Raw genomic sequence first — 23264 nt, forward strand, 5'->3', positions numbered from 1 at the left:
GATGGGATCGTACTCTTTCCAGAACGTCGTCGCGGGCATCGCAGGCCCCAACGGCAACATCCAGCTTGGTGCGGGTGCCGGGACGGCCGAGGGTGGCATCTCGGTGGCCATGCGCGGCGACAAGAACACCCTGACGGTTGGCGCCGACGGCACCGGCATGAACAGCCTTCACGCCGACAATTCCGGAAGCGTGACCGTCCGTCTGCTCAAGACCTCGCCCATCAACGCCCTGCTGATGTCGATGTACAACGCCGACAAGGCGAGCTCGATCGTCTGGGGCAAGAACGTGATTTCGATCCGCGACTTCGCGCGCGGTGATCACGTCACCTGCTACGGCTGCGCCTTCAAGAAGGCGCCTGACCTGACGTGGGACAAGGAGGGCGCGATGGTCGAATGGACCTGGGACGCCACCAAGGTCGAAGAGCGCCTTGGCACCGGTTCGCCGGCGGCCGTGATTGGGGGCATCTGATGAGCGGCGCAGATGAGATCGAAGTGAACGGCCACAGCTACCGCTTGGCCAAGCTTGACGCGATGACGCAGTTCCACATCACGCGGCGCCTCGGCGGCGTGCTGGCGGCGATCCGCAGCGGGTCGGAGAGTGGTGACGTCCTCGCAATCCTGATGCAAGCGATCGGCGAGTTGCCCGATGCCGATTGCGAATACGTCATCTCGCGGTGCCTGAGCGGGTGCACGCGGCGGCAGGAAGGCGATGCCGGGTGGGCTTCGGTCTATCGCCACAACCAGCTGATGTTCGCTGACATTGCGATGCCGGATATGCTGCGCCTCACTTGGGCCACGTTGCAGAGCAACCTCTCCGATTTTTTTACCGGCCTCCGCTCGGGTTCGCTCCCGGCGGGGAGCTGAGTTTCGAGCCGGTCTCGATGCCGGACGGGGAGGATTGGTTGATGCGCCCGGTGCTCGAAGGGTGCTGCAAGTATGAGTCGCTGATCGATGGGACGGTCGGGCTCGTCGATATCGCGCGGATGAACGACGCTTTGGCGGTGCGGGACGAGAACCAGCGGCGGATGGAGGAAGCGGCGCGGCGGCGTTAGGCTATTTGACGGTCACTCCAAAACCAGATGAACTTTGACCATCATCGCCAAGCACTTCGTCCCCGTACCGCTCAGAGATTTTTCGCTCTATCGCCTGCATTATGTCGGCATCGGTAGGATTGTATCCGAGGCCAGCCCTATTGGAGTAAAACTCCGCTTCTTTAACAATATGAGCACACAGCGCAAAGGTGTATTCCGCTCCACGAAATATAGCCCGATCTGTACACTGATTGAATGCTTTGAGATGGAGGCGCACGGTGTTGGCGTCTCTTATGTTACTAAGCTCTTTTTCAGTCGGCTCTCGATCAGGGACGACGATGGCCGAAGTAGGTGTTGGACTGGGAGATGGAAAGGCCGACACGTCGCTAACGCCATCCGATGGTAGTGGCGCAGTACGATCAGATGTTGAGTTCAGCGATGTGTCTGCAAGAGCGCCGACAAAGATGATGCCAGCGACGACGATCGCGAGGTTGCGCAAGCACGACATTTTGGCCCCGATTCTGCCTAACATCCGGTGCTGGTCATTGGTCCTGAATATGATCTCGGAAGGTCTAGGCCTTCTTCAATCTTCAAGGCCATTTCTGCATTGCAGTAGAGGCGTCTGGCCAGATATCGCCGGATCGGAACAAACTCATAGGTTGTTCCAAGGCCGCCTGTGTTGCGCTGAAGGACGTAAGCACTGATCGTCGTCCGCGCCGGATCATAGGTAGACGCGTCGATATGCCGCTCGGCTTGAAGCAACATGATCGCTGGCCTTCCCTTGAAGCTCGCTCGGGCAAAGCGGACCGACTTGATCATATCTTCGCCAACATGTGGCTGATCTGTGATCACATCGCGCCCGTCGATGGTGGCAATGGAGCCACGAACTGAGACAGAGTAGATATCATAGCCCCACGCGTTGCCGTTCTCACGCCACGCCAAGTTGATCGTCGCGTGCTGGCCGGGACCTAGCGCATCGCGGACAACATTCACCCCGGCGACAAGCCGGATAGGTATCATGGACTGAGCGAGCGCAGCGGCGGGTGCCAAAGCGAGAAGTACAGCAACAAGTCTGCGCATACCGCCCCCCGATTCTGTTGGGACGAAGGCTACTTCGCTTCGGAGGAGAGTCCAGCCTCGATGAGGCAGCGAATTACCTCAGGTCTAGTCGGAACATCCGACTGGGCCGCCCATTCCATTTCTGGGAAAGCACAATGGCCGACAATGTGATCAAGGAATTTCTGGTCGGCCTCGGCTTCAAGGTTGATCCGAAAGGCCAGAAAGCGTTCACTGATGGCATCGACTTTGCCACCGCGAAGGCGGTGGCCCTCGGCGAAGCGCTCTACGACACAGCAAAAGCTGTTGCCGAATCCGTCGTCAAGATGGCGGCGGACTTCGACCAACTCTACTGGAAGACCCAACGGCTCGGCTCGTCCGCCATCGACATCAAGGCATTTTCGTATGCGATGACGCAGCTGGGCGGCTCGTCGCAAGGTGCCGCCAACGCGCTCGAAAGCATCGCCGAGTTCACCCGTTCGTCGCCCGGCGCCACAGATTTCCTCGTGCAGTGGGGCGTCTTGCCCGAGCACATCGGCAACGCCGAGAAGTCATTGCAGGACTTGGCGGAAACCTTCAAGCGCATGCCGTACTGGCAGGCCAAGAGCATCGCCACCGTCATCGGCGTTGACCCGCTGACGTTGCAGGCCATGAAGCGTGACACCGGGGAGTTTGAGAAGTGGTATCGAGGCATGGCTACGCGCCTCGGAAGGCGCTTCGGTGTCGATCTCAACGATACAGCTGAGGGGGCAAACAGTGCGCAGACGAAGCTTCGCGAACTCAAGGCCGAACTTGAGCTTCTTGTGCAGGTGTTTCTGATCAAGGCGCTACCAGCCATCAACCAGTTCCTTGGCCGGTTCATCGAGTTCCTGGAAAATCTCGACCACGCCAAGATTTCGACGCCGGAGGTGGTCGCAGCGCTCGGGGCCATTGCTGTCGCAGCAGCGGCATTGTCCTCACCCTTCATCGCAGCGGCTGCCGCCATCGGTGCCGCGACGGTCGCGTATGAGGGCTGGCTGTCAAAATCGCCGAGCAAGCCGGGCGAACCGGCCAAGCAGGGCTATGAGAACGGCTGGGGCATTCCGGGCTTGTTCTGGTTCTACAACGAGACCGAGCAAGAGAAGAAGGACCGCCTCGCCGGAAACTATTCGGCCATCGCCAAGCCTGTGAACCGGGGTATGGACCCGGTCGGCGATCCCAATAACCTCATGCCAGATTGGATGCGCGGTAGCGCCAACGACAACACGCGCAGGAGCGGTGGTACTCGGCGTCGTGGCGGCGGAACGCGCGCGGAGCGAAACAACAACCCGGGCAACATCATGGACGGCTCGTTTGCCCGTAGTCAGCCTGGTTATGCAGGCAGTGACGGGCGCTTCGCGATCTTCGACGATGTTGCCAGCGGCCTCAACGCCATGGAAAGGCTTCTCAAGAGCTACATGGCTCGCGGTCGCGACACGATTGCTGAGATCATTTCAAAGTGGGCGCCGCCGAGCGAGAACAACGTCGGCGCCTATGTCGCCCATGTTGAGCAACTGACCGGCATCGGCAGGTTCGACCAGCTGCAGATGACTGACCTTCAGCGGGTGGCCGCAGCGATGGCACAGCACGAAGGTTTCCGCGGGCTTGGCGTGACCGGCTCCGGCCGATCGGCAACCGTCAACCAAACCAACAACTACTCGATTGCGAGCAACCACGACCCGAAGGCGATCGCAAATGAAATTGCGTCGATACAGGATTCGGTCAACCAGCGGCTGGTAGCGAACTTTGGAGTGACGGTGCAGTGAGTTCGAACACCGGCATCCTCCGCGTTTTCGGCGGCTTCATTGCCGAGGTGACGGTTCGAGAGCAACATGTTGACGACCTGACCATCACGACACACCCGGTCGAGCGAGGGGCTCCAATCACAGACCACGCTTTCAGAATGCCAGCGCTTCTCACCATCGAGGCGGGTTGGTCGGCGGCTGGCGCCTACGAACAAGCAAACCCCTCGACAGCGGACACCAAGCCGAGGTCCAACTTCCAGAAGCTCACGGACGCCTACAATCAGATCCTGCCGGTAGTCGCTGCTGTCGGCGGTCCGAACGCCGTGGGGACGCTGTCGACCGCCTACAACACCATCGCGCTGGGCAATGCGCTGACCTCGCAGTCGTCCACGCAGAACCTCAATGACCTTTATGGTCAGATCGCGCCCGTCATTGACCAGTTCAGCCCTGAAGCCTCTCAGGCACTGGCGGGGATCGTCGCCACCATCGCCGCGACACAGGACCAACAGACCGGCATCGAGGACGGCGCCAAGCCACTGCGCGATCTCTACGACAAGCTTATTCAGCTTCAACGCAGCGCCGAGCTGATCTCAGTCCAGACCGGCAAGCGCGCTTACGACAACATGCTGATCCGGTCGATCCGGACACAAACCGATCAGTCCTCGGAAAACATCCTGATGATCACCGCGCAGCTTCAGGAGGTTCTGCTCGTGGACACGTTTCAGACGACCATGCCAGCGACAGCAAGAAGGGCTGATCCCGCAGCATCAGGCGGGGTCACACAGAAAGGGGTGAAGTCGGCCGTCAGCTACTCCGGCCCCATCCCGACGTACGCTTGAGGCGCTTGTGGCAGCTTTCGAAATCCCCCTCACCGCTGAGCCGCAGACGTTCTCGGTCCAGCTGCTTGGTATCGCGTATCAGATGACCGTGCAGTGGCGAAACAATGCCCAAGGCGGGTGGATCCTCGATATCGCCGACGCCACCGGCGCGCCGATCGTGAGCGGCATCGCGCTCGTCACGGGAACGGACCTCCTTGGGCAGTACGCCTATCTGGGCATTGGCGGTTCGCTGCTCGTAATGAACAGTTCCGGCGGCGATGATGCGCCAACGTTCACCGATCTAGGTACCGATACCCATCTCGTCTTCGTGACCGCCTGACCATGGCCAACCAGTTCATCCGCAAGGCCGGACTGCTCATCGGAGACAGTTCGACCGCCATCGATGTCTCAGCCCTGCACTTCTCGTTCCGGATCAAGCAGGCGGAAGTTGGCGTTCCACAAACTGCATCGATCAGGGTCTACAACCTCTCGGATCAGACATTTCAGCGCATCCGGGAGTACACGCGCGTCGAGCTTAGCGCTGGGTATCAGAGGGGCGCCTACGGCGTCATATTCAGCGGGGAGATCATCCAAGCCAAGGCGGGGCGTGAAAACGCCGTCGACTCCTACGTCGATCTTATTGCAGCTGAAGGTTATTCTTCGCATCAGCAGCCCATCAGCGTAACGCTCGCCAGGGGGGCAACCGTGCTTGACGTGGCGAAGGCCGCCGCTGCCGCCATGGGCCGCAAGCTCAACGTCTACACCACCACAACCCCGCCGCAGCTTCCGCGCGGCACAGTTCAATATGGAATGGCTCGGCGCGCTCTGACCGATGCGGCAACGAAGATGGGTGCGATTTGGTTCTACTCGAACGACGGCATTGATCTTGTGGCGGTAGACAGCCCGAGGGCAGGCGAGGCGACAGTGATCAACGGCGCAACCGGCATGATCGGCTGGCCAGAGCAGACGCAAGACGGCATCCGAGTGCGGTGCTTGTTAAACCCGAACCTGACCCTCGGAGACACCATCAAGCTGGACAATGCATCGGTTCAGGCAGCTACGTTCACGACCGCTTATCAGCAGCAAGTGCAGAACACGAACTTGCCGCGCCCTGACGCCGACGGACTATATCGAATGTACGTGATCGAGCACTTCGGCAACACACGAGGCGCCGATTGGTACAGCGACATCATTTGCCTTTCGCTTGATCCGACCACGCGCGGCCTGAGCGGCATCTTCCAAAGGTACCTGTTCTGATGGACCAGCGGCAACGCCTCGGCGACCCGACAACAGCTATCGCGATGGCAACGCGCGAGCGACAAGCGCAAATGTACACCGCCCTGCCCGGCATTATCCAGTCCTTTGATCCCGCCGCGATGACCTGCGAAGTCCAGCCCTCGATCCAAGGCACGCTGTCCGATCCGAAGACCGGCAAGGCGACGAACGTGAACCTGCCGCTTCTGGTCGACTGTCCCGTGCAGTTTCCCTCTGGCGGCGGCGTCACGCTGACCATGCCGATTGCAGCGGACGACGAATGCCTCATCATCTTTGCCTCGCGCTGCATCGATGCCTGGTGGCAGAATGGCGGCATCCAGCCCCCAATGGTCTACCGCATGCACGACTTGTCGGATGGCTTCGTCATCCCCGGCATCTGGTCGCAGCCGCGTGTGCCGGCCGGCGTCTCGACCAGCAAGGCACAGCTGCGCAGCACCGACGGCGCTACAATTCTCGAGCTCGATCCGCAGGCGCAGCGCATCAACATGGTGGCGCCGGGCGGCGTCTACATCAACGGCATCCACTTCGACGAGCACAAGCACAGCGACGTCCAAGCCGGATCAGGAATCAGCGGAGGCCCGCAATGAGAGTTCGCGCGCTCGACGCCAACGGCGACATGACTTTCGGCCTCAGCGCCGCCAACTTCCTCATCAATTCTGCAGCGGCGGTCGCGCAGTGCATCAATACCCGGCTTGGCCTGATCAAGGGTGAGTGGTTCCTCGACACGACTGAGGGCACCGATTGGGGCGGCAAGATACTCGGCCGTCAGCCCAAGGCGGGGTACGACGCCGAGATCCGCCGCGTCATTCTCGGCACGCCGGGGGTCACGCAAATCACCGCCTATTCCAGCGACCTGACCAATCGCGCGCTGGCGGTGAACGCGACGGTACTGACAGCATACAGCGCACAGTCGCTCGTACTTAGCGCGGCATTTGGCCGGGGGCTGCAGCCGGTTGCACCCGTTACCGGGTTCCCGGTCGGCACCTCACCGTCCCTCGCGTTGCTCGACTTCACTTTCGTGCTCGATGAATCGGTTCTCGGATAAGGGCTACCGCAGACGTGACAACCTATCCGCTTCCAACGCTGGGCGCCCAGGTGGGCCCGGCCGGGATCACTGCGCCCTCTTTCGACGATACCCTGCTGTCGCTTCAGGCGACCTATCAGCAGATCTACGGCGCCGATGCTGTCCTCACTCCCGATACGCAAGACGGTCAGTGGATTGCGGCCATCGCGCAGGCAATTGCCGATGTGAATGCCGGGGCGATCGCGGTCTACAACAGCTTTTCGCCCAGCACCGCACAAGGCGTCGGCCTGTCCTCCGTCGTGAAGATCAATGGCCTTCGCCGCGAGACGCCGTCGAACTCCACTGCGCAGGTTCTGATCACCGGCACGGCAGGGACCGTCATCACGAATGGACAGGTGCAGGATAGCAGCGGCAACGTCTGGAACCTGCCGACCACAGTCACCATTCCGGAAAGCAGCTCGATCACCGTCACAGCGACTGCTGCGCAGCTTGGGGCCATTTCCGCAGCTATCGGGACAATCACGAAAATCCTCAACCCGACGCGCGGCTGGATTTCTGCGACAAACACGTCCGCCGCCTCGCCGGGCGCGCCGGTTGAGAAGGACGCGACCCTGCGCCAGCGTCAGGCCCGGTCGACCAACCTGCCGGCCCGTACGCCGCTTTCAGCCATCCTCGCTGCTGTCCGCAATCTTCCCGGCGTCTCGCGGGCAGAAGCGCATGAGAACGACACGGGGACGACCGATAGCGAAGGCGTGCCGGCCAACACGATCTGGCTGGTGGTCGAAGGAGGCGATACCACGGCGATCGCGACGGCGATTGCGAACGGCAAGATCGGCGTCGCGACCTACGGCAGCGTGATCCAGACCGTGACCGACGAGTTCGGCATACCGTCGACGGTCCGCTTCGACCGGCCGACTTACCGCCGCATCGTGGTCAACGTCACGCTGAAGCCGCTTGCAGGCTACACTGTGCAGACCGGCAACAACATCATCGCGGCGATCAACGCCTACATCAACTCGCTGGCAGTCGGTGAAAGCGTGTTCCTCACGCAAGTGATTGCTGCTGCGATCCAAGGCAGCGGCGCTCCGACCACCTTCAACCTGACAGCGCTCACCATGGCGGTCTACCCCGACTCACCGGCGGCGGCTGACCTTCCGATGGCGTTCAACCAGGCCCCGCAGCAGGCGCTGGCGGACATCAGTCTGGCGCTGATCTGATGGCGGGCGACGTCACGCCCTACACCGGGCTGATCACCTCAAAGCATGCCGACAAGCCGAATTTCATGGCAACGGTCGCGGCATCGGTGCAGCCGATTGCCGATACGCTTGCGACCTTGAACGGTCTGAACGCGGCATTCGATCTGGACCTTGCGCAGGGGCAGCAACTGGACATCCTCGGCGAGTGGATCGGCGCAAGCCGGTTCGTCTCAAGTGCGCTGGACGGGGTCTATTTCAGCTTCGACATCAGCGGGCTTGGGTTTGAGCAGGGGGTCATTTGGAGTCCCGGCGAGCCCTTGACCGGTCTCATCGCTCTTCCGGATGACGTCTACCTGACGCTTCTCAAGGCCACGATCGTCGCCAACCATTGGGATGGCTCGATCTCCGGCGCCTACACCGCATGGCAGACGCTGCTCGGGCCGCAGGGTTATCAGATCCTGATCCAGGACAATGGCGACATGACCATGGTCCTCGCGCTGCATGGTGCGCTGGTCGATCCGGTGTTCACTCAACTGTTCGCGGCTGGGGTCCTGGATCTGCGGCCGGCTGGCGTGGAAGCGTCCTACGTCATTCCGACCATTCCCGCCGCACCCTTCTTCGGCCTCGATATCGAAACCGAGTACGTCGACGGCCTCGATTTCGGTGCCTTCGGCCAGTTCACCTGACATCGGAGTAACTCATGCCCGCAAGCACGGATTTCCTGCCCTTTGCCACGGGGGCAGGCGCAAACGTCGTTTCGCAATCGGTCTATGCGGCCGACTCTGCCCTCAGCAACGGCTTCTCCTCGGGCATTGCGTCTTCTGCCAAGTTCAACAAGGTGTTCCGGCAAGCGAGCTTCGTTGCCGCCGGCGTCGCAACGTGGATGGCGAACGCGCTGAACACCAACATTCCCGATGACGGCAACCTCAGCGCCTTCGTCGCCAACCTCGCGCTGGCGGTGCGAGCCGCGGCATCAGGCGGCAACTTCATTGCCGACACCGGTTCGGTCAACACGCTGATCGGCACCAGTTCGCCGGCGCCAACCGCGCTTGCGGCAGGCATGCAGGTCGCAATCCAGATCGCCAACACGAACACCGGCGCGGTGACCTTCAACTATGCGGGCCTTGGTGTGAAGGCCGTCCTTTCCGAGGGCAACGCGGTCAAAGCGGGCCAGATGGTCGCGGGCCAGATCTACCTGCTGATGTACGACGGCACGCAGTGGGAATTGCTGAGCGTAGGTGTCGACGTTCCAGCGAGCACGTCCCAAGCCGGCATCGTGTTGCTGGCCGCCAATAGTGATGTGGCGGCCGGCACCGATACCGCGAAGGCTGCGACCGCACAGGGTGTTGCCAGAGCGGTGCAGTCTGGCGGCTACAACTACGCAGCCGACAGCGGCAGTGCCAATGCCATCACGGTTACGTTGACCCCTGCACCAGCTGCGTATTCGGTCGGCCTCGTGGTCGAGGTCCTGATGAACGCCACGAACACCGGTGCGACGACGATCAACGTCAACGGGCTTGGCGCGAAGACCGTGCAATTCAATGGCGCCGTGCTGGTTGCCGGCCAGCTGGTCGCGGGCCGCATCTACAGCATGATCTACGACGGCACGAACTTCCAGCTTCAGACGTCCGCCGCGCCGGTTATCACTGCTTCTTCGTTCTCTGCCTCGGCGGGCTACATCCAGTGGTCCAACGGCTTCAAGATCCAATGGCAGACAATCACCGTGACGACCACGACGACCCAGTCGTTCAGCTATCCCAGCGCGTTCAACAACGCGTCGGTGGCCTGGATCAACGGCGATGATGCCTCGAACGACGTCTCCGTCTTCGTCTCCGGCACCACGGCAAGCGGCGCGACGGTGCGCAGCACGTTGGCCTCTTCGGCGACCTGCACCCTCTTCTCCATCGGCTACTGAGGCTCCCCAAATGCGGTATTTCTCTCCATCGACGCGCGGGTTCTACACCTTGGATGCCAATGCTGGCTTCATCCCGGATGATGCTGTCGAGATCGACGACAACGCATATGAGGATCTCATGGCCGGACAGGCCACTGGTCAGCAGATCCTGGCTGGCAAGGATGGCATGCCTGTGCTCGCCGATCCTCCTTTGCCCTCCGACGCCGAACTGATCACGCGGTGCAAGGAAACGGCGCGGAGCTTGCTCGCAGCGACGGACTACACGCAGGCTGCCGATGTCGCGGGCGCGCTGAAGAACGCATCTGCATTCACGGACTATCGAGCAGCGTTGCGCGCAATTTTTCGCAACCCGGTAAAGTCGCCGAAATGGCCTGAGACACCTCAGCCCGATTGGGGCTGATCAGCCGCCGCCTGACCCTACCCAGTTCCAGAACCCCGCTTCGGCGGGGTTTTTCTTTGCCAGGATGCGCCAGACATGACCTTTACCCCCGGCAAGGTGCTTACTGCCGCCGACCTCAACGCCGCGCTCGCGAACTACGTTCCGATCGCCTCGCTGGCTGCCACTGCATCCGGACAGGGCGGTTCGCTGGTCGGCCTGTCCACCGGCGATACGGTAGAGCAGTTTCTCGCAAAACTGATGGGTACGAATGGCGCCGGTATCATCGGTGCGGCTGGCGGCGGCTCGGTTCAGGCATTCTTCAATATGCTCATGTCGAGCACCGGCGCTACTGCGATCGGCTACGGTAGCGGGACGGTCAAGGCAGCGCTTGACGCCACCTCCATCTCGATTTCCGATCTCGGCTCGCGCGCATCGTTCCTGAAGACCTATCCCTCGGCACTGCCCTATGAGGTCCTCCAGATCACCGGCGGCGGTGGCTCGGGCGGCACGCCCGGGACCTACGTCGGCGGCACCACCGGTGGCTTTGACGGGTTCACGTGGTCGGTGTTCGTCGGCTCGGATGGCAAGGCCGTCCCCCGTATCGATACACCAGGCATCTCGACCAGCAACACAGCGCCGACGCTTGTCATGCCGACGATCCCCGGCCTGACCGGCGCGACAACGCCTGTGGCGGTTGTGGGAACTATCCCGGTCAACCGGCTCTTCATGTCGCCGTCCACCGATGGCGCTCAGCGCATCGGCTGGATCAACAGTGCCGGGTCGCTCAGTCCCTACCTGATGGCGGGCGTCCAGTACTCCGAATATCTGAAGGCAGGTGTCGACGCCGCCATAACCTCGGTGACCAGCATCATTTCCGAGATCCAGACTGATGCCTTCGCGATGGCGCAGGTCGACAAGGATGGCTTCCTGATCGAGCTGCTCGGCAACGACTTCCTGCGCCAATCGCCCAACCAGACTTATCTGCTTGACCTGATCAGCCACTCTACGATCGAGACCGATGCCTTCGCCTACGCACTTGTCGACAGCGCAGGCTTCCTGATCGACGCGTTCATTGCTGACAGTACCGGTTCCTATTGGGCCAGCTCGGGCAAGCCTATCCTGACTTTGGGAGCAATTCCGGACGTCAGTGCAGCCGCGCCGGTTGATGGCGACACGCTTTCGTTTGATGCCGCCACCGGCAAATGGAAGGCAAAGGCCCCAAGCACCGCCGATGTGACGCCCTACATGCCCGCAGGGAACTATCTTGCGGCTGCGATCTACGGCCAGTCGGTCTTCCGCGGTTTCGATACGACCGCCATCAGCACGAGCGCGTTTTCGGGCGGAGGTCTGCTGATGTTCAACGGCGGCATGTCCGGACTGGACTACTCGAACTCGGCCAATCTGGCGTCGCTGACGAACGCGGTTGAGGCAGGGGTGGAAAGCGCTGGTCGCGGCGTCGGTGAAAGCTTCTCGCAGTTTTTCGCCAGTGAAGCAGGCTATGCCTTCACCGCTGATGGCGTAAACCTGATCCTTTCGGTCCCGGCAGAAGGCGGCAAGAGCGCAGCCGAGCTTTCCAGCGGCGGCGCCTATTTCCCGCGCTTGCAATACATGATCGACGCGATCGACACGTTGGCGCGCGCCGGCGGCAAGGTGCCCGATGTCGTCCATATCGTCTATTGCCAGGGCGAGGCCGACACGGTTGGCAACACGTCTCCGGCCTTGTGGTATTCCCAGATCGAGACGGGAATTCGACTGCCTTTCGAGACCTATTGCCAGACCAAGTTCGGCCGCAAAACCAAGGTCCGGGTCATCATGACCCAAGTGGCCAGCCACGAATACTACGGGATCACCGATCCGGCCATCGCACGGCAGGTGCTGGCCATGTGCAACTCGGACCCGAACTACATCCTCGCGGGCCCCATGTACCAGTACAACTATGGCGCCAACTCGATCGGCTCGCACCTGCTCAACGCGACCGAAGTCAAGTGGGCTGCAGCCATGTGTGGCCGAGCGCTGCAGCGAGCCGCGCGCGGTGTAAGGCACAAGTGGATCAATCCGCTGCGCGCCTGGCAGGATGGGCCGCGGACTGTTGCCGTCGAGTATGACGTGCCGGTTGGCCGTCTGGTGCTGGACACCGCGAATGTCAGCGACCCGGGCCAGAGGGGGTTCAACCTCTATTCCGGAGCAACCGAAGTCCCGTTGTCGGCCGTTTCGATCATCGGCCTTGGCGGGCGAACGGTGCTGTTGACTGCCAGCTCAGACATCCCGGCAGGCGTGATCCGGGTGGACTACGCACACAAGGGCGGCGCTACCGGCGTCTCTGCGGGCCGGGTCACCGGCTCTCGCGGGTGCCTTCGTGACAGCGACGCCGCCGTCTTCGATCCCTCCGGGATCAACAAGCCGCTCTTCAACTGGGCACCCATCCACCGCATCACCGTAGGATAACTTCATGGCTCTCATTCAGACACTCAAGGGAGTGACGGCACCTGCAGGCGCGCTCTTCTATGGGCAGAGCTGGCCCAATATCGGCGGCAATTCGCTCTATGCCGCGTACATGTTCGGCAACGGGCAGAAGAATGCCGACAGCGCGCATCACGACTACAGCTTCCACGGACGAAAGCGCACCCAGACAGGTGCGCCGACCCTTGGGGCAGGCTTTGCTACGCCCGATGCCAACAACTACTATACGACGCCGTTTACGGACACCGAACTGGTTGCAGCGGGCACGCCAAATGAATGGACGTTCTGCGGCGTAGCGAAGGCCAACGGCACGGACGGCACACTGTTTTCGGCAGAGCATATCAGCGACCTTGCGGGCTTTCGGGCTTGGCTCTCCAGCAGCGGAACTTTCAGCCCGCACATGTACGACGCCGATGGCCCGACTGGCAGCGCAAATCCCCAGATCACTGGCGCTCTCAACCTCTGGGAATTCTACGCCGTTTCCTTCAGTGCCACGCAGGTCAAATCCTATCGCCGAAACTCGGCTTCGGCGATGCTGACAGCGACGGCCACCCCTTCACCGGCGAGTGTGGCGACTTCCAGCAAGCAGTTCCTGCTTGGCAGGCGGACGCCGAACACCAGCGCGGCGGGTGGCATCAGCATTTGCACCGAGGCGTTTTACAACCGGGTCATGACGGCCGGCGAGATCGATACGATCTACGCGACGATCAAGGCGTTTTTGGCGGCGCAGGGATACGCCTTCGCGATCTGACCTATCGGTTAGGAATTCAAAGCATGGCAACTGAAAATCCGCTTGGTCATTTGGTCGCACTCGAAAGTCACGAAATCGTTGGCAGCTTCGTTGCCGTGCTCGTAGCGGCATTCGCCTTCTTCCGCTGGCTCCTCGGCCTCGCCGGCGCGCGGCAGGACAAGCGGATTCGCGACCTCGAGGCGCGCGTCACCCAGGCGGACAACCGCGCCATGGCCATTGCGCAAGTGGTCATGGCCCTGATCCCGATTGTCGAGGGGAGCCACCCTGACCATCCGGCGCTGCACGATGCGAAAACCGTGCTGAAGAGAGCCTTCCCGGCCGATCCTCCCGAACACCCCGACAACTGAAGGAAGCAGACATGGATATCCTGACCCGCCTTCGCCTCGCGGCGGTGGCCGCTTTCGTGTGGGCGAAGCACTGGTGGCAGTTCGCCTCGATCCGGCTTGCTGTCTTCGCAGGCTTCATCAGCGGTTTGCAGGCTGAATTCCCCGATCAGTACGCGCAGGTCATCAAGGCGCTGCCGGACTCGGTGCGGCCTCTGATCGGCCTGCTGGTGGCGGTTGCCGCGATCTACTCGCGGACCAAGTCGCAGCCGGGAATCGTGCGCAGGGGTGACGGGCAGTGACGACCGTCGCACCCGTCAACCAGCGCGGCAGCGCCAAGGCCGTCTATGTCGAGGACTTCGACGACGGAGAAGCCCGCGTCGAGCCGGGGCACTGGCACTTCTACACGCGCTACGGCGATGCAGAGAAGCTGCCCGCCGGCATCCTGTTCGGCTGCCCATGCGGCTGCGGTTCCATGTTCAGCGTCGGCTTCGACACGCATGAGAGCAACCGGCCGCGCTGGCATTGGAACGGCGAGCGCGACGGCATCACACTCACCCCCTCGATCCTGATCTACCAAATGGACCAGTCCGGCGCTCGCATCGGCGAGCACTGGCATGGGTTCCTGACCAATGGGGAGTTCGTATCGTGCTGAAGGATTCCGCGCCCCAGCCTCGCCGCGTCACGCCCAAGAAGGCAGGCACCCTCGCCGCGCTTGTCGGGCTCGCCACCGCCGCCAGCCTGTTTGTCACCACCCCGCACGAGGAAAGCGGCCGGACAGTGACGGTAAGCTTTGCCGACGATGGCAGCGCCACGGTGCGCCATGTCAGCGGCCCGCAGTACCTCGCCGCCTACCGCGACATCGCCGGCATCCCCACGGCCTGCGACGGCCTCACCAAGGGCATCCGCATGGGTCAGCGCTATACCGAGGTGCAATGCGGCGCGATGCTCGAGCAGGCGCTTGTGGAGCACGCTGCCGGCGTCATGCGCTGCACGCCCGGCCTCGCGCTCGACAAGCCCCGCCGCGACAACGTGCGCGCCGCGGCAATCTCCATGGCCTACAACATCGGCGTCGGTGCCTGGTGCGGCTCCACGGCCCGCAAGCTGGTCGACGCGGGCAAGATCCGCGCGGCTTGCGATGCCTTCCTGCCGTGGGACAAGGCGCGCGTGAACGGCGTCCTGCGCCCTGTGAAGGGCCTTACCGCTCGGCGCCAGCGCGAGCGCGCACTTTGCCTGAAGGACGCGGCATGACCTGGTTCGCCGTCCGCCTGTTCTTCGGCGATCTGTGGTGGCACCGAATCAAGCCCTTCCTTGCCAGCTACGGGCGCGAGGCGCTGATCGCGGTTCTCGCGCTGTTTATCTGGCACCAGCGCGCCGAGCTCGCAGCCTGTCACGCCTTCCGCGCTGATGTGAAGACGGCGAGCAAGCAGGCCACCACCGCACAGATCGCCACCAACCACGCGCCTGCAGTCGTGTCGCAGGCCATCGCGGAGAAGTCCGATGCGCAATCGCCTGCCTATTTTCGCGCTGTGCGCGCTGCTGCTGATGCTCACCGCGTGCGGCCCGCGCCGGATCGCAGTAGCACCGGCGGTGCCGATCTGCCCGGAACCGATCCGGCTGCCCAAGGCCTTCACGGATCCGCTGAGCCTGCCGATCTGGTTTGTCGTCCCCGCGCCGAGGACGGCCAGCTCGTCGACGCCGCTGCCAGAGCAGCCGAAATGCGTGCCATCGCGCAAGGCTGGATCATAGAGGGGCTGGCGGTGCCGGCCGACGCGCCATGATGCGCAAGATCCTCGGCGCGATCCGCGACGCGGTGATCGCCGGCGGCCTGATCGGCGCGATCGTCAGCGCGATGATGTGGGCGACGGCTCGATAGCGGCTGATCGTTACTTCTTACTGAGATCGGCCAGCTATTGAGGAATGATCCATGAGCTTTCTGGTCATTGTCTGGTTCGCAGCGATGGTTGGCTCGGTCGGATGGACTGCCCTGTCAATGATCGCTGTGAATGCTCTCCAGCCCGACCCCGCCTCCTCCATCGGAGAGCGTCTGTCGCGTATCGGGTACGCAGCTAGCGGCCCCTTGCTGATTGCCGCATTGGTGATGTGGATGGATTTCCAGCCATAAGCGGCTTTCAACCTGTCTATCCCAATTTCTTGGGATGGCGGCGCGGGGTGGCACAAAGCAGGCTGGGTACAGGCGCAGAGGTTGACGGGCCGCTGCGCTTAGGGGCCAGCGCGTCGCCTGAGACGGCGCGCTGGCCCCGCCGGTCCTTGAGCCACTGCCGGCGCTGACACCTAGGGATAGCGGTACTCGATGTCCGCGAGGCGGTCCAATTCGTGTTCGCTGACTTCCCCCTCAGACCCCACCACCTCGATTTGCGCCCAACATTCCGCCTTAGCGGCCTTCAAGTCTCGTGCAGTGGCAGCAAACCGGGTTCGAGCTAACTCATGTCGGCCGCCGTTGGCGTCTATCCCATAGATTATGAATTGCATTCTAAGCTCCTCTGATATCAGTCTGACTTTCATACCGGTGCAGGGCCGGCAGTACCTCCCGCTCGATCAACTGCCGCATGTCGAAAAACGCCGCGAAGGCATCCGGCTTGAGGTGCGTGCCATGCTCGCAGCGCCCGGCCTCGGGAAAGTCCTTCACGCGGTCGAACAGGCCCTGCAGGCGATCGTGAAGGGAGTTGGTCATCGACGTTTCCTAGAAGGGAAAAAGGAATCATTGCCTCGCAAGTGCATCCCCATTTAAGCGTTCGTTACATAAATGGGAGACGACCGCTGAAGCTGAAATTGCCCCCCGCAAATGAGGTTGGGATCAGCGTGTCTTTGGCAGGCAAGCAGCAGGCTGCCGGATACAACCTCAAAGACTTTCATGACCAAGTCCGTTCTGAGCTTCCTGGCTTTGAACGTGCCATTCCGTCTGACGGACCAGAAATCCTTCAGCTGCGGGGGCTTCCTCCCCTGTCTATTGAGCCGTTCGTCGATCGATGGTTTCTCAAATCGGCTGATGAAACACTCGCTTTCCAACTTCAGGATAATATGGTCGGGTACAACTGGCGTCGACGTTCCACGCCGGGCACTCCCACTAACTATCCCGGCTTCGATACGCTCAAAGCATCCTTTGAAAAGTACGTGAGGTGCCTGGCCGACTGGCATACAGATCGCGGATGGGCGGTTCCGGATCCGGTTGCGGTGGAACTTTTCTACGATGACATTCTTCCAATGGTCCCGGATCCGGACACCGGAACGCTACGGCTTTCCAATTTGTTATCGTGGTTTAACCCAAACGATCCTTCGTCAAGCGCCATGTTTGGATGGACCAACATGTGGGTTGAGGGGATAACGTCAACGCCGCCGCCACAGGGCCCAATGTTGAAAATTCGTGCAGAAATGGGTGTCGTGACCGAAGGCCCTGAAGTAGAGCCACGAAGCGTCATCCGCTTGCAGTTCATTGCGGCAGGAATTTGCTCAAACTGGGACGAAGTTAACTCTTTCCTACAAGTTGCCCATGATTATATAGGCGTTCGGTTTTCCGAGGTGATAATCCCGAAGGCAATGAAAGCGTGGATGTGATGGGTCTGAGTATAGCGTCAGCAACCACCCATCTTGCGTTCACGACGTTCGCGTTGATGAGCCCGGCGGCGGCAGGGTTCTCGACTGCGGGCGTGCAGATCCAGCATCACCAGCAGGAAGGGAAGCAGCAGATGCCAAGCAAGCTTCCTTGGGTCAATGCTGGCGCAAGACAGCTCTGTCTGTTGTCAGATGACTGGGACGGCTATGGGGCGTCGGCCGTCTCTATCGACCGCCTCAACATGCTCACTCGGTATCTTGACAGCATTGTGCCAGAAACTGCTCCTGCAGGCTCGATTGTGCCTGGAGCTGATGGGTCCATCCAAGCGGAATGGCACTTGCGCAGCGGTTCCTTTGGACTGCTTCTGGAAGAAGGTGCCGATGTAAGCGCGTGGATGCGTCCTGCTGGTTCTGACCGCGAAATTGAGCGCACAGGGTTGGCAGCGCTTGACCTTCTGCGCGCTGCAATCTTTCACGCCATGACATAATGCTGGCGGTCGTTGCGCAAGATTATCACGGGACGAACCGGACCGATGATCCTGCGATCGTCGACGATTCCCGATTGCTTCGACATTGCAGAACCCCGGTGCAAATCGTGCGCTGCGAAATCAACGGTTTCAAGGTATCTGATCAAGCATTCAAACTGAAGTCTGGTGATGTCGGTGCATCAGTCGACTTAGAATGCCTTCTACTTCAGGATGGGCTTCCGCCTGATCACCGCTTTGGCGTGATGCCAAACACGTATGCGCTGATCGCCATATCTGCGAAATCGGCCAGAGAGTTCGCCAGCGGCGCAGCTTGGACGCCCAAACCTCTTGAACCCGACCTCATCGGGGCCGCGCGAGAGGCTAACCCATGGCATGGCGAAATCATCGGTCCAATTACGAACTCGGCCAGTCGCAGCCTTGCAAGTTCGGCGACGACCATCCGACGAGTACCGATCGATCAATACCCGCCGAAGTAAACCCGGACCGTCGCGGGGGTCTGCCCCATGCATCGGCCGTCGCCGGCGGCGCCAGACGCGTGATCTCGGCCTTGAGCTCCTCGCGCCGCCCGGCTTCCTGCTGCTTGTCCCGCATCATCTGGTTGCTGATCAGCAAGTCAGCGGCAGGGTCGAGACACTGCAGCGTTTTTCCATTCAGATCGGCCGATTTTCGGGCGTTCCTCTTGCGTGCGTTTTGCGTGAAACTCGCGCAGAAACGGCTTTTGTTCTTGGCCTGTTCTGGCTATACGAAATCCACAAATGGCAGAAATCAGCCGTTTTGCCCCACACGCATTGCGTTGACATCGTAGGGGTCGCAAGTTCAATCCTTGCTACGCCCACCATCGCATGAAAAACCCCGCTCCGGCGGGGTTTTTTGTTGCCTTGAAGGCCTGTCACCGGACCGGCTTTCACACCGGTCCGGCGACAGCCGGGAGTCCTTACTTCCCCTGCCAGTTGGGCTTGCGCTTCTCGGCAAACGCGAGGCTGCCTTCGCGCGCGTCGGACGAGGTGAATACCGGCGCGACATAGGCTTCCTGCTTGTCCCACATCTCGGCTTCGGTCCACTCGTGCGAATCGCGGATGATCGCCTTCGAGGCAATCAGCGCGAGCGGGCCGTTTGCGGCAACGCGCGCGGCGAGCGCCTTGGCGGCCTCGAGCGAAGGCCCATCGGTCAGTTCGTTGACGAAACCCAGCGCATAGGCGCGGTCGGCATCCATGAAATCGCCCGTCAGCGCGAGTTCCATCGCGATGCGCGGGGGGATCTGCCGGGGCAGCTTGATCAGGCCGCCGGCGGCCGCTGCAAGCCCGCGCTTGGCTTCGGGAATGCCGAACTTGGCGGCCTTGTTCGCCACGATCAGATCGCACGAGAGCGCCAGTTCCATGCCGCCCGCCAGCGCATAGCCGTCGACCGCCGCGATAATCGGCTTCTTCGGCGTCCACTGCGACAGCGCGCCGAAGCCGCGGCCGGGCACGCTCGGCCGCTCGCCGCGCAGGAAGCCCTTGAGGTCCATCCCTGAGCAGAACGTGCCGCCCGCGCCGGTCAGGATCGCGCAGCGCAGGTCGGTCTCGGCGTCGAATCGGTCCATCGCCGCGGCGATTCCTTCGGCCGCGGCCTTGGTCATCGCGTTCTTGGCTTCAGGCCGGTTGATGGTGACGATCAGGACGTTGCCGTCCACTTCGGTCAGGACTTCGGGGGCTTCGCTCACGACATCTCTCCTCGGGTAGCGCTTAATCGCTTGGTTAAATGTCTAGAACCCGCCCCCGGCTCCTGTCCAGACTGAATGCGCCCGAAATGCCATGCCCCATGCCCTTTGGTGTAACCGGGCCGCTTGCGCGCACGGAACTGCCTGCTAAGGAACGGCAAATTTTTTGGACTCTCCCCGGGGAAGGCACGCAAACCATGGCAAAGATCAAGGTGAAGAATCCTGTCGTCGAGCTAGACGGCGACGAAATGACGCGGATCATCTGGCAGTGGATCCGCGAACGTCTGATCCTTCCCTACCTCGATATCGATCTGAAGTACTACGATCTCTCGGTCGAGAAGCGCGACGAGACGAACGACCAGATCACCATCGATTCTGCCAACGCGATCAAGGAATATGGCGTCGGCGTGAAGTGCGCCACGATCACGCCGGACGAGCAGCGCGTCGAGGAATTCGGCCTCAAGAAGATGTGGAAGTCGCCCAACGGCACGATCCGCAACATCCTTGGCGGCGTGGTGTTCCGCGAACCCATCGTGATCCAGAACGTGCCGCGGCTCGTGCCGGGCTGGACCGATCCCATCGTCGTCGGCCGCCACGCGTTCGGCGACCAGTACAAGGCGACCGACACCCTCATCCCCGGCCCCGGCAAGCTGCGCCTCGTGTGGGATGGCGATGACGGCCAGAAGATCGATCTCGACGTGTTCGACTTCCCGAGCGCGGGCGTCGCCATGGCGATGTACAACCTCGACGATTCGATCCGCGATTTCGCGCGCGCCTCGTTCAACTATGGCCTCGCGCTCGGCTGGCCGGTCTATCTCTCCACCAAGAACACCATCCTCAAGGCCTATGACGGCCGCTTCAAGGATCTGTTCCAGGACGTGTTCGACACCGAAGGCTTCGCCGAGAAGTTCAAGGCCGCCGGCATCGAATACCAGCACCGCCTGATCGACGACATGGTCGCCTCGGCGCTCAAGTGGTCGGGCAAGTTCGTCTGGGCCTGCAAGAACTACGATGGCGACGTGCAGTCCGATACCGTCGCGCAGGGCTTCGGCTCGCTCGGCCTGATGACCTCGGTGCTGATGTCGCCCGATGGCAAGACGATCGAGGCCGAGGCCGCGCACGGCACCGTGACGCGTCACTACCGCCAGCACCAGCAGGGCAAGCAGACCTCGACGAACCCGATCGCCTCGATCTTCGCGTGGACGCGCGGCCTCATCTACCGCGGCAAGTTCGACGAGACGCCCGAAGTCGTGAAGTTCGCCGAAACGCTCGAGCGCGTCTGCATCGAGACCGTCGAGAGCGGCAAGATGACCAAGGACCTCGCCATCCTGATCGGCCCCAACCAGCCGTGGATGACGACCGAAAAGTTCTTCGAAGCCATCGTCGAAAACCTCGAAGCGGCGATGGCCGCCGAGGGCTGAGCTGGCAGGCTGATATGTCTGGGGCGGGATAATCTCCCGCCCCGTTTCAGCCAAATTTAACCATTTCTTGCAGATTTGGGCAGAATACAGCAGCGTAACACCAAACAGGTGAACGCGTGCTGGCCTTAGTCGCAATCTCTGCCATCTTCCTGACCAGCGCGCTGGGACTCATCGGGCTGCTGGTTTACTGGCTGCGCCAGCGCGCGCTGCAAGAGCCGAAGCCGAAGAAGGCGAAGCGCCGCAAGGATGCAGCCGAGCCGGAACCCGAGCCCGAACCGCTCCCGCTCAAGACCGGTCGCAGCCGCCTGATCTCCGCCGCATCGCTGGCCGAAGCCGAAGCGGCCAATGCGCGGCCCGAGCCCGAACCCTTCGAGCCGGAACCCGAACCGGCCGAGCCTGAACCGGAAGCACCGACTCCGTCATTGCCCACCCCGCTCGCAGCCGCACGGCAGCAGGCCCTTGTCCTGCGCCAGCACTTCCCGCCGCACCGCGCGCCCGAGGGTCGCAGCTGGCTGGGCGGCACCCCGGTGCTCCCCGGCGCGGCGGAATGGCCGGTGGGTCCGGCCACGGGTAAACCGCTCCACTTCCTGCTCCAGCTCGATCTTTCCGAAGTGCCCGATGAGGCGGGCCTTGGCCTGCTGCCCACCGAAGGCGCGCTCGCGCTGTTCCTCGATCTCGACTGGGGCCCGGGCGAAGCGTTCCGCGTGCTCCATGCGCAAGGCTATGCCGGCACGCCGTGGCACGCGCTCGAAGTGCCGCCGACGCTGGCGATGGCCTATGGCGACGAGGCCGCGCTGGTCTGGCCTTGGGCGCTGACGCCCGAGCACGGCACGCAGCTCCTTCCGCGCTGGCCCATCGCGCCGCGGCTGATCGCGCTGCCGGAAACCGAGACGCCGGGCTGGCCGCACAATGCGGATACCGCGCGCGCCCTGCTCGCCGCGCAAGGCGTGGACGAACTCGCACCCGGCCTGACACCAGCGGATTTCCATGGCGCTGACGGACAAGGCTTTGAACCGCTCTGGTACGGCTATCCGCAGGACTGGATCACCGTCCAGATCGTCTGCGCCGCGCTCGTGCGCGAGGTGGACCGCGCCGCACGCACTGTGCTCGATGATCCCTACCCCGGCCTCGAGACCGAGGAACGCGCCGCCCAGATCAAGGCCGTGCGCGAGGAAGCGCAGGCCTGGTTCGATCACGCGCTGAACAACCCCGCGCTCACCCCGCTCGCCCCGCCGGTGCGCAAGGCCTTCTGGGACTGGCTCTCGACCCACCGCGCGCTCGCCGAGCACGTGATGCCCGCCGCCGTCGAAGCCGCCATCGAGACCACACTCCACGCCTCGCCTGAAGAAGCCGCCAAGTTCCCCGAAGAAGTAACGGCCCGCGTCGCCTGGCGCCACGCCCTCGCCCGCCGCACCCCCGAAGGCGTGATCGCCCCGCCGCCCGCGCGCCTGCTCGCGCCCGCCAGCGGCCACGCGGACCTTGCCGGCACGCACCTGCTACTGCTCGAACTGCCGGACAACCCCGCGCTGGGCCATCACTTCGGAGGCAACGCACTGCAATGGTGGATCACTGCGGCGGATCTGGCGGACCGGCGGTTTGAGAACGTGGTGATGACGCGGGCGCAGTGAGAGAACTCATGGGGCTGTATGACAGGTTTCGCCCAGTTGCGGACATCGAACTGCTGTGAGACTGTCCGAGGATGTCCAGCATCTTTTTCCGCGGCGCCTTGATGCTGAGCCCCCTGTTGGGACTGGCCACCGCAAGCTGTAGCAGCAACCCGCCTAAGCATTTGAGCTTGTCGGAGCGTCAGATGTGCATTGCTCAGCACGGCTACGAGAGCCTCAGCGCCTTCGGCTATCCCATTTGCCAGCTCCACTATTCGGACGCTGGCAAGACCTGTAGCGGGAAGGCGGATTGTTTGGGGCAGTGTCGCTTGAGTGTCGATGGTCCGCACGAAACCCCGCGCCCATTAGCGGGGCAGGCAGCAAAGGGCCTGTGCACGGCGGAGAGATATAGTCCCGGATGCTTTGTGACGATTGAGGGCGGTAAGGTGACGGCGGGCGGTGCCATTTGCGAAGAGTGAGGAACGCCC

The 23264-nt window shown here is 62.2% G+C and carries 30 protein-coding genes; 26 read left to right on the forward strand and 4 right to left on the reverse strand.

Annotated features, from left to right (window positions below):
* Position 1: 1 nt before the first annotated feature.
* From NDB2M1_RS01100 to NDB2M1_RS22510, 3 genes are read left to right on the forward strand one after another with little or no spacing between them, the layout of a single operon-like run.
* Entirely contained in the window at positions 2–469 is a 468-nt protein-coding gene (locus NDB2M1_RS01100; protein WP_072378826.1) for a phage structural protein, read from the forward strand.
* Positions 469–864 (forward strand): phage tail assembly chaperone, encoded by a 396-nt coding sequence (locus NDB2M1_RS01105; RefSeq protein WP_072378828.1) that lies wholly within the window; start codon positions 469–471, stop codon positions 862–864. The genes NDB2M1_RS01100 and NDB2M1_RS01105 overlap by 1 nt, the downstream gene beginning before the upstream one ends.
* A 41-nt stretch (positions 865–905) precedes the next feature.
* Positions 906–1052, forward strand: a complete 147-nt coding sequence (locus NDB2M1_RS22510; protein ID WP_171955285.1) for a DUF6889 family protein — start codon at positions 906–908, stop codon at positions 1050–1052.
* A 1-nt stretch (position 1053) separates the two neighbouring features.
* Here the strand turns inward: NDB2M1_RS22510 and NDB2M1_RS21900 are convergent, their stop codons facing one another.
* Both NDB2M1_RS21900 and NDB2M1_RS01110 read right to left on the reverse strand, forming a co-directional pair.
* Positions 1054–1563 carry a hypothetical protein gene (locus NDB2M1_RS21900; protein WP_171955293.1) on the reverse strand — a complete coding sequence of 170 codons (510 nt, stop codon included), beginning with the start codon at positions 1561–1563 and terminating at the stop codon, positions 1054–1056.
* Positions 1557–2111 carry a hypothetical protein gene (locus NDB2M1_RS01110; protein WP_143146580.1) on the reverse strand — a complete coding sequence of 185 codons (555 nt, stop codon included), beginning with the start codon at positions 2109–2111 and terminating at the stop codon, positions 1557–1559. The genes NDB2M1_RS21900 and NDB2M1_RS01110 overlap by 7 nt, the downstream gene beginning before the upstream one ends.
* Positions 2112–2245: 134 nt before the next feature.
* On the opposite strand from NDB2M1_RS01110, the gene NDB2M1_RS01115 reads away from it, so the two are divergent.
* The 18 genes from NDB2M1_RS01115 to NDB2M1_RS01200 all read left to right on the forward strand — a co-directional run bounded on the left by NDB2M1_RS01115 (position 2246) and on the right by NDB2M1_RS01200 (position 16116).
* Positions 2246–3871, forward strand: coding sequence for a hypothetical protein (locus NDB2M1_RS01115; protein ID WP_072378832.1), 1626 nt, complete (start codon positions 2246–2248; stop codon positions 3869–3871).
* Positions 3868–4689, forward strand: coding sequence for a phage baseplate protein (locus NDB2M1_RS01120; protein WP_072378834.1), 822 nt, complete (start codon positions 3868–3870; stop codon positions 4687–4689). The genes NDB2M1_RS01115 and NDB2M1_RS01120 overlap by 4 nt, the downstream gene beginning before the upstream one ends.
* 7 nt (positions 4690–4696) lie before the next feature.
* A complete protein-coding gene (locus tag NDB2M1_RS01125) occupies positions 4697–5008 on the forward strand; it encodes a phage baseplate plug family protein (RefSeq protein ID WP_072378838.1) in 312 nt (103 codons plus the stop codon).
* Positions 5009–5010: 2 nt separating this feature from the next.
* Positions 5011–5925 carry a phage protein gene (locus NDB2M1_RS01130; RefSeq protein ID WP_072378840.1) on the forward strand — a complete coding sequence of 305 codons (915 nt, stop codon included), beginning with the start codon at positions 5011–5013 and terminating at the stop codon, positions 5923–5925.
* Complete coding sequence (locus tag NDB2M1_RS01135) at positions 5925–6530, forward strand: Gp138 family membrane-puncturing spike protein (RefSeq protein ID WP_072378842.1); 606 nt, start codon at positions 5925–5927, stop codon at positions 6528–6530. The genes NDB2M1_RS01130 and NDB2M1_RS01135 overlap by 1 nt, the downstream gene beginning before the upstream one ends.
* Positions 6527–6988, forward strand: coding sequence for a contractile injection system sheath initiator (locus tag NDB2M1_RS01140; protein ID WP_072378844.1), 462 nt, complete (start codon positions 6527–6529; stop codon positions 6986–6988). The genes NDB2M1_RS01135 and NDB2M1_RS01140 overlap by 4 nt, the downstream gene beginning before the upstream one ends.
* 14 nt (positions 6989–7002) lie before the next feature.
* Entirely contained in the window at positions 7003–8184 is a 1182-nt protein-coding gene (locus tag NDB2M1_RS01145; RefSeq protein WP_072378846.1) for a baseplate J/gp47 family protein, read from the forward strand.
* Positions 8184–8849, forward strand: a complete 666-nt coding sequence (locus NDB2M1_RS01150) for a DUF2612 domain-containing protein (RefSeq protein ID WP_072378848.1) — start codon at positions 8184–8186, stop codon at positions 8847–8849. The genes NDB2M1_RS01145 and NDB2M1_RS01150 overlap by 1 nt, the downstream gene beginning before the upstream one ends.
* A gap of 14 nt (positions 8850–8863) precedes the next feature.
* A complete protein-coding gene (locus NDB2M1_RS01155; protein ID WP_072378850.1) occupies positions 8864–10078 on the forward strand; it encodes a hypothetical protein in 1215 nt (404 codons plus the stop codon).
* 10 nt (positions 10079–10088) lie between these two features.
* Positions 10089–10478 carry a hypothetical protein gene (locus NDB2M1_RS01160; protein ID WP_143146581.1) on the forward strand — a complete coding sequence of 130 codons (390 nt, stop codon included), beginning with the start codon at positions 10089–10091 and terminating at the stop codon, positions 10476–10478.
* 75 nt (positions 10479–10553) lie between these two features.
* Positions 10554–12902: a hypothetical protein gene (locus tag NDB2M1_RS01165; protein ID WP_072378855.1), complete on the forward strand. Its 2349-nt coding sequence runs from the start codon at positions 10554–10556 to the stop codon at positions 12900–12902.
* Between the two features lie 4 nt (positions 12903–12906).
* Complete coding sequence (locus NDB2M1_RS01170; protein ID WP_143146582.1) at positions 12907–13668, forward strand: LamG domain-containing protein; 762 nt, start codon at positions 12907–12909, stop codon at positions 13666–13668.
* Positions 13669–13691: 23 nt separating this feature from the next.
* Positions 13692–14015, forward strand: coding sequence for a hypothetical protein (locus tag NDB2M1_RS01175; protein ID WP_143146583.1), 324 nt, complete (start codon positions 13692–13694; stop codon positions 14013–14015).
* Between the two features lie 11 nt (positions 14016–14026).
* On the forward strand, positions 14027–14293 hold the full coding sequence (locus NDB2M1_RS01180) for a DUF7940 domain-containing protein (RefSeq protein WP_072378861.1): 267 nt from the start codon (positions 14027–14029) through the stop codon (positions 14291–14293).
* Positions 14290–14646 carry a ubiquitination-like system serine protease family protein gene (locus NDB2M1_RS01185; protein ID WP_072378863.1) on the forward strand — a complete coding sequence of 119 codons (357 nt, stop codon included), beginning with the start codon at positions 14290–14292 and terminating at the stop codon, positions 14644–14646. The genes NDB2M1_RS01180 and NDB2M1_RS01185 overlap by 4 nt, the downstream gene beginning before the upstream one ends.
* Positions 14640–15242, forward strand: coding sequence for a lysozyme (locus tag NDB2M1_RS01190; protein WP_216233920.1), 603 nt, complete (start codon positions 14640–14642; stop codon positions 15240–15242). Before NDB2M1_RS01185 ends, NDB2M1_RS01190 begins: the two co-directional genes overlap by 7 nt.
* A complete protein-coding gene (locus NDB2M1_RS01195) occupies positions 15239–15772 on the forward strand; it encodes a hypothetical protein (protein WP_072378865.1) in 534 nt (177 codons plus the stop codon). Before NDB2M1_RS01190 ends, NDB2M1_RS01195 begins: the two co-directional genes overlap by 4 nt.
* A gap of 146 nt (positions 15773–15918) precedes the next feature.
* Complete coding sequence (locus tag NDB2M1_RS01200; protein WP_072378867.1) at positions 15919–16116, forward strand: hypothetical protein; 198 nt, start codon at positions 15919–15921, stop codon at positions 16114–16116.
* A gap of 369 nt (positions 16117–16485) precedes the next feature.
* Here the strand turns inward: NDB2M1_RS01200 and NDB2M1_RS01210 are convergent, their stop codons facing one another.
* Entirely contained in the window at positions 16486–16686 is a 201-nt protein-coding gene (locus NDB2M1_RS01210; protein ID WP_072378871.1) for a hypothetical protein, read from the reverse strand.
* A gap of 134 nt (positions 16687–16820) precedes the next feature.
* Here NDB2M1_RS01210 and NDB2M1_RS01215 point away from each other — a divergent pair, with 134 nt between their 5' ends.
* Genes NDB2M1_RS01215 through NDB2M1_RS21905 form a run of 3 tightly spaced genes read left to right on the forward strand, consistent with a single transcriptional unit; the run spans position 16821 to position 18528 of the window.
* The gene (locus tag NDB2M1_RS01215; protein WP_253185736.1) at positions 16821–17567 is read left to right on the forward strand and encodes a TIGR04255 family protein; all 747 of its coding nucleotides are present in this window, start codon (positions 16821–16823) and stop codon (positions 17565–17567) included.
* A complete protein-coding gene (locus tag NDB2M1_RS01220; protein WP_072378875.1) occupies positions 17558–18052 on the forward strand; it encodes a hypothetical protein in 495 nt (164 codons plus the stop codon). The genes NDB2M1_RS01215 and NDB2M1_RS01220 overlap by 10 nt, the downstream gene beginning before the upstream one ends.
* Entirely contained in the window at positions 18052–18528 is a 477-nt protein-coding gene (locus tag NDB2M1_RS21905; protein ID WP_143146584.1) for a hypothetical protein, read from the forward strand. The genes NDB2M1_RS01220 and NDB2M1_RS21905 overlap by 1 nt, the downstream gene beginning before the upstream one ends.
* Positions 18529–18986: 458 nt before the next feature.
* Here NDB2M1_RS21905 and NDB2M1_RS01230 read toward each other — a convergent pair whose 3' ends face one another.
* On the reverse strand, positions 18987–19754 hold the full coding sequence (locus tag NDB2M1_RS01230) for a crotonase/enoyl-CoA hydratase family protein (RefSeq protein ID WP_054122122.1): 768 nt from the start codon (positions 19752–19754) through the stop codon (positions 18987–18989).
* 194 nt (positions 19755–19948) lie between these two features.
* Here NDB2M1_RS01230 and NDB2M1_RS01235 point away from each other — a divergent pair, with 194 nt between their 5' ends.
* Together NDB2M1_RS01235 and NDB2M1_RS01240 are read left to right on the forward strand one after the other, a co-directional pair.
* Positions 19949–21172, forward strand: coding sequence for an NADP-dependent isocitrate dehydrogenase (locus NDB2M1_RS01235; RefSeq protein ID WP_072378879.1), 1224 nt, complete (start codon positions 19949–19951; stop codon positions 21170–21172).
* A 116-nt stretch (positions 21173–21288) separates the two neighbouring features.
* Positions 21289–22800: a DUF1963 domain-containing protein gene (locus NDB2M1_RS01240; protein ID WP_072378881.1), complete on the forward strand. Its 1512-nt coding sequence runs from the start codon at positions 21289–21291 to the stop codon at positions 22798–22800.
* The last annotated feature ends 464 nt before the right edge of the window (positions 22801–23264 follow it).

It is taken from the genome of Novosphingobium sp. NDB2Meth1, assembly GCF_900117425.1.
In the GTDB taxonomy this organism is placed as follows: domain Bacteria; phylum Pseudomonadota; class Alphaproteobacteria; order Sphingomonadales; family Sphingomonadaceae; genus Novosphingobium.

What these genes read in the sequence shown, in the direction of transcription:
- NDB2M1_RS01150 (WP_072378848.1), top strand. Translation starts at nt 8,184, where the DNA reads ATGGCGGGCGACGTCACGCCCTACACCGGGCTGATCACCTCAAAGCAT.
- NDB2M1_RS21900 (WP_171955293.1), bottom strand. Translation starts at nt 1,563, where the DNA reads ATGTTAGGCAGAATCGGGGCCAAAATGTCGTGCTTGCGCAACCTCGCG.
- NDB2M1_RS01160 (WP_143146581.1), top strand. Translation starts at nt 10,089, where the DNA reads ATGCGGTATTTCTCTCCATCGACGCGCGGGTTCTACACCTTGGATGCC.
- NDB2M1_RS01110 (WP_143146580.1), bottom strand. Translation starts at nt 2,111, where the DNA reads ATGCGCAGACTTGTTGCTGTACTTCTCGCTTTGGCACCCGCCGCTGCG.
- NDB2M1_RS01140 (WP_072378844.1), top strand. Translation starts at nt 6,527, where the DNA reads ATGAGAGTTCGCGCGCTCGACGCCAACGGCGACATGACTTTCGGCCTC.
- NDB2M1_RS01100 (WP_072378826.1), top strand. Translation starts at nt 2, where the DNA reads ATGGGATCGTACTCTTTCCAGAACGTCGTCGCGGGCATCGCAGGCCCC.
- NDB2M1_RS01200 (WP_072378867.1), top strand. Translation starts at nt 15,919, where the DNA reads ATGAGCTTTCTGGTCATTGTCTGGTTCGCAGCGATGGTTGGCTCGGTC.
- NDB2M1_RS01130 (WP_072378840.1), top strand. Translation starts at nt 5,011, where the DNA reads ATGGCCAACCAGTTCATCCGCAAGGCCGGACTGCTCATCGGAGACAGT.
- NDB2M1_RS01170 (WP_143146582.1), top strand. Translation starts at nt 12,907, where the DNA reads ATGGCTCTCATTCAGACACTCAAGGGAGTGACGGCACCTGCAGGCGCG.
- NDB2M1_RS01195 (WP_072378865.1), top strand. Translation starts at nt 15,239, where the DNA reads ATGACCTGGTTCGCCGTCCGCCTGTTCTTCGGCGATCTGTGGTGGCAC.
- NDB2M1_RS22510 (WP_171955285.1), top strand. Translation starts at nt 906, where the DNA reads ATGCGCCCGGTGCTCGAAGGGTGCTGCAAGTATGAGTCGCTGATCGAT.
- NDB2M1_RS01155 (WP_072378850.1), top strand. Translation starts at nt 8,864, where the DNA reads ATGCCCGCAAGCACGGATTTCCTGCCCTTTGCCACGGGGGCAGGCGCA.
- NDB2M1_RS01175 (WP_143146583.1), top strand. Translation starts at nt 13,692, where the DNA reads ATGGCAACTGAAAATCCGCTTGGTCATTTGGTCGCACTCGAAAGTCAC.
- NDB2M1_RS01235 (WP_072378879.1), top strand. Translation starts at nt 19,949, where the DNA reads ATGGCAAAGATCAAGGTGAAGAATCCTGTCGTCGAGCTAGACGGCGAC.
- NDB2M1_RS01210 (WP_072378871.1), bottom strand. Translation starts at nt 16,686, where the DNA reads ATGACCAACTCCCTTCACGATCGCCTGCAGGGCCTGTTCGACCGCGTG.
- NDB2M1_RS01105 (WP_072378828.1), top strand. Translation starts at nt 469, where the DNA reads ATGAGCGGCGCAGATGAGATCGAAGTGAACGGCCACAGCTACCGCTTG.
- NDB2M1_RS01115 (WP_072378832.1), top strand. Translation starts at nt 2,246, where the DNA reads ATGGCCGACAATGTGATCAAGGAATTTCTGGTCGGCCTCGGCTTCAAG.
- NDB2M1_RS01165 (WP_072378855.1), top strand. Translation starts at nt 10,554, where the DNA reads ATGACCTTTACCCCCGGCAAGGTGCTTACTGCCGCCGACCTCAACGCC.
- NDB2M1_RS01180 (WP_072378861.1), top strand. Translation starts at nt 14,027, where the DNA reads ATGGATATCCTGACCCGCCTTCGCCTCGCGGCGGTGGCCGCTTTCGTG.
- NDB2M1_RS21905 (WP_143146584.1), top strand. Translation starts at nt 18,052, where the DNA reads ATGCTGGCGGTCGTTGCGCAAGATTATCACGGGACGAACCGGACCGAT.
- NDB2M1_RS01135 (WP_072378842.1), top strand. Translation starts at nt 5,925, where the DNA reads ATGGACCAGCGGCAACGCCTCGGCGACCCGACAACAGCTATCGCGATG.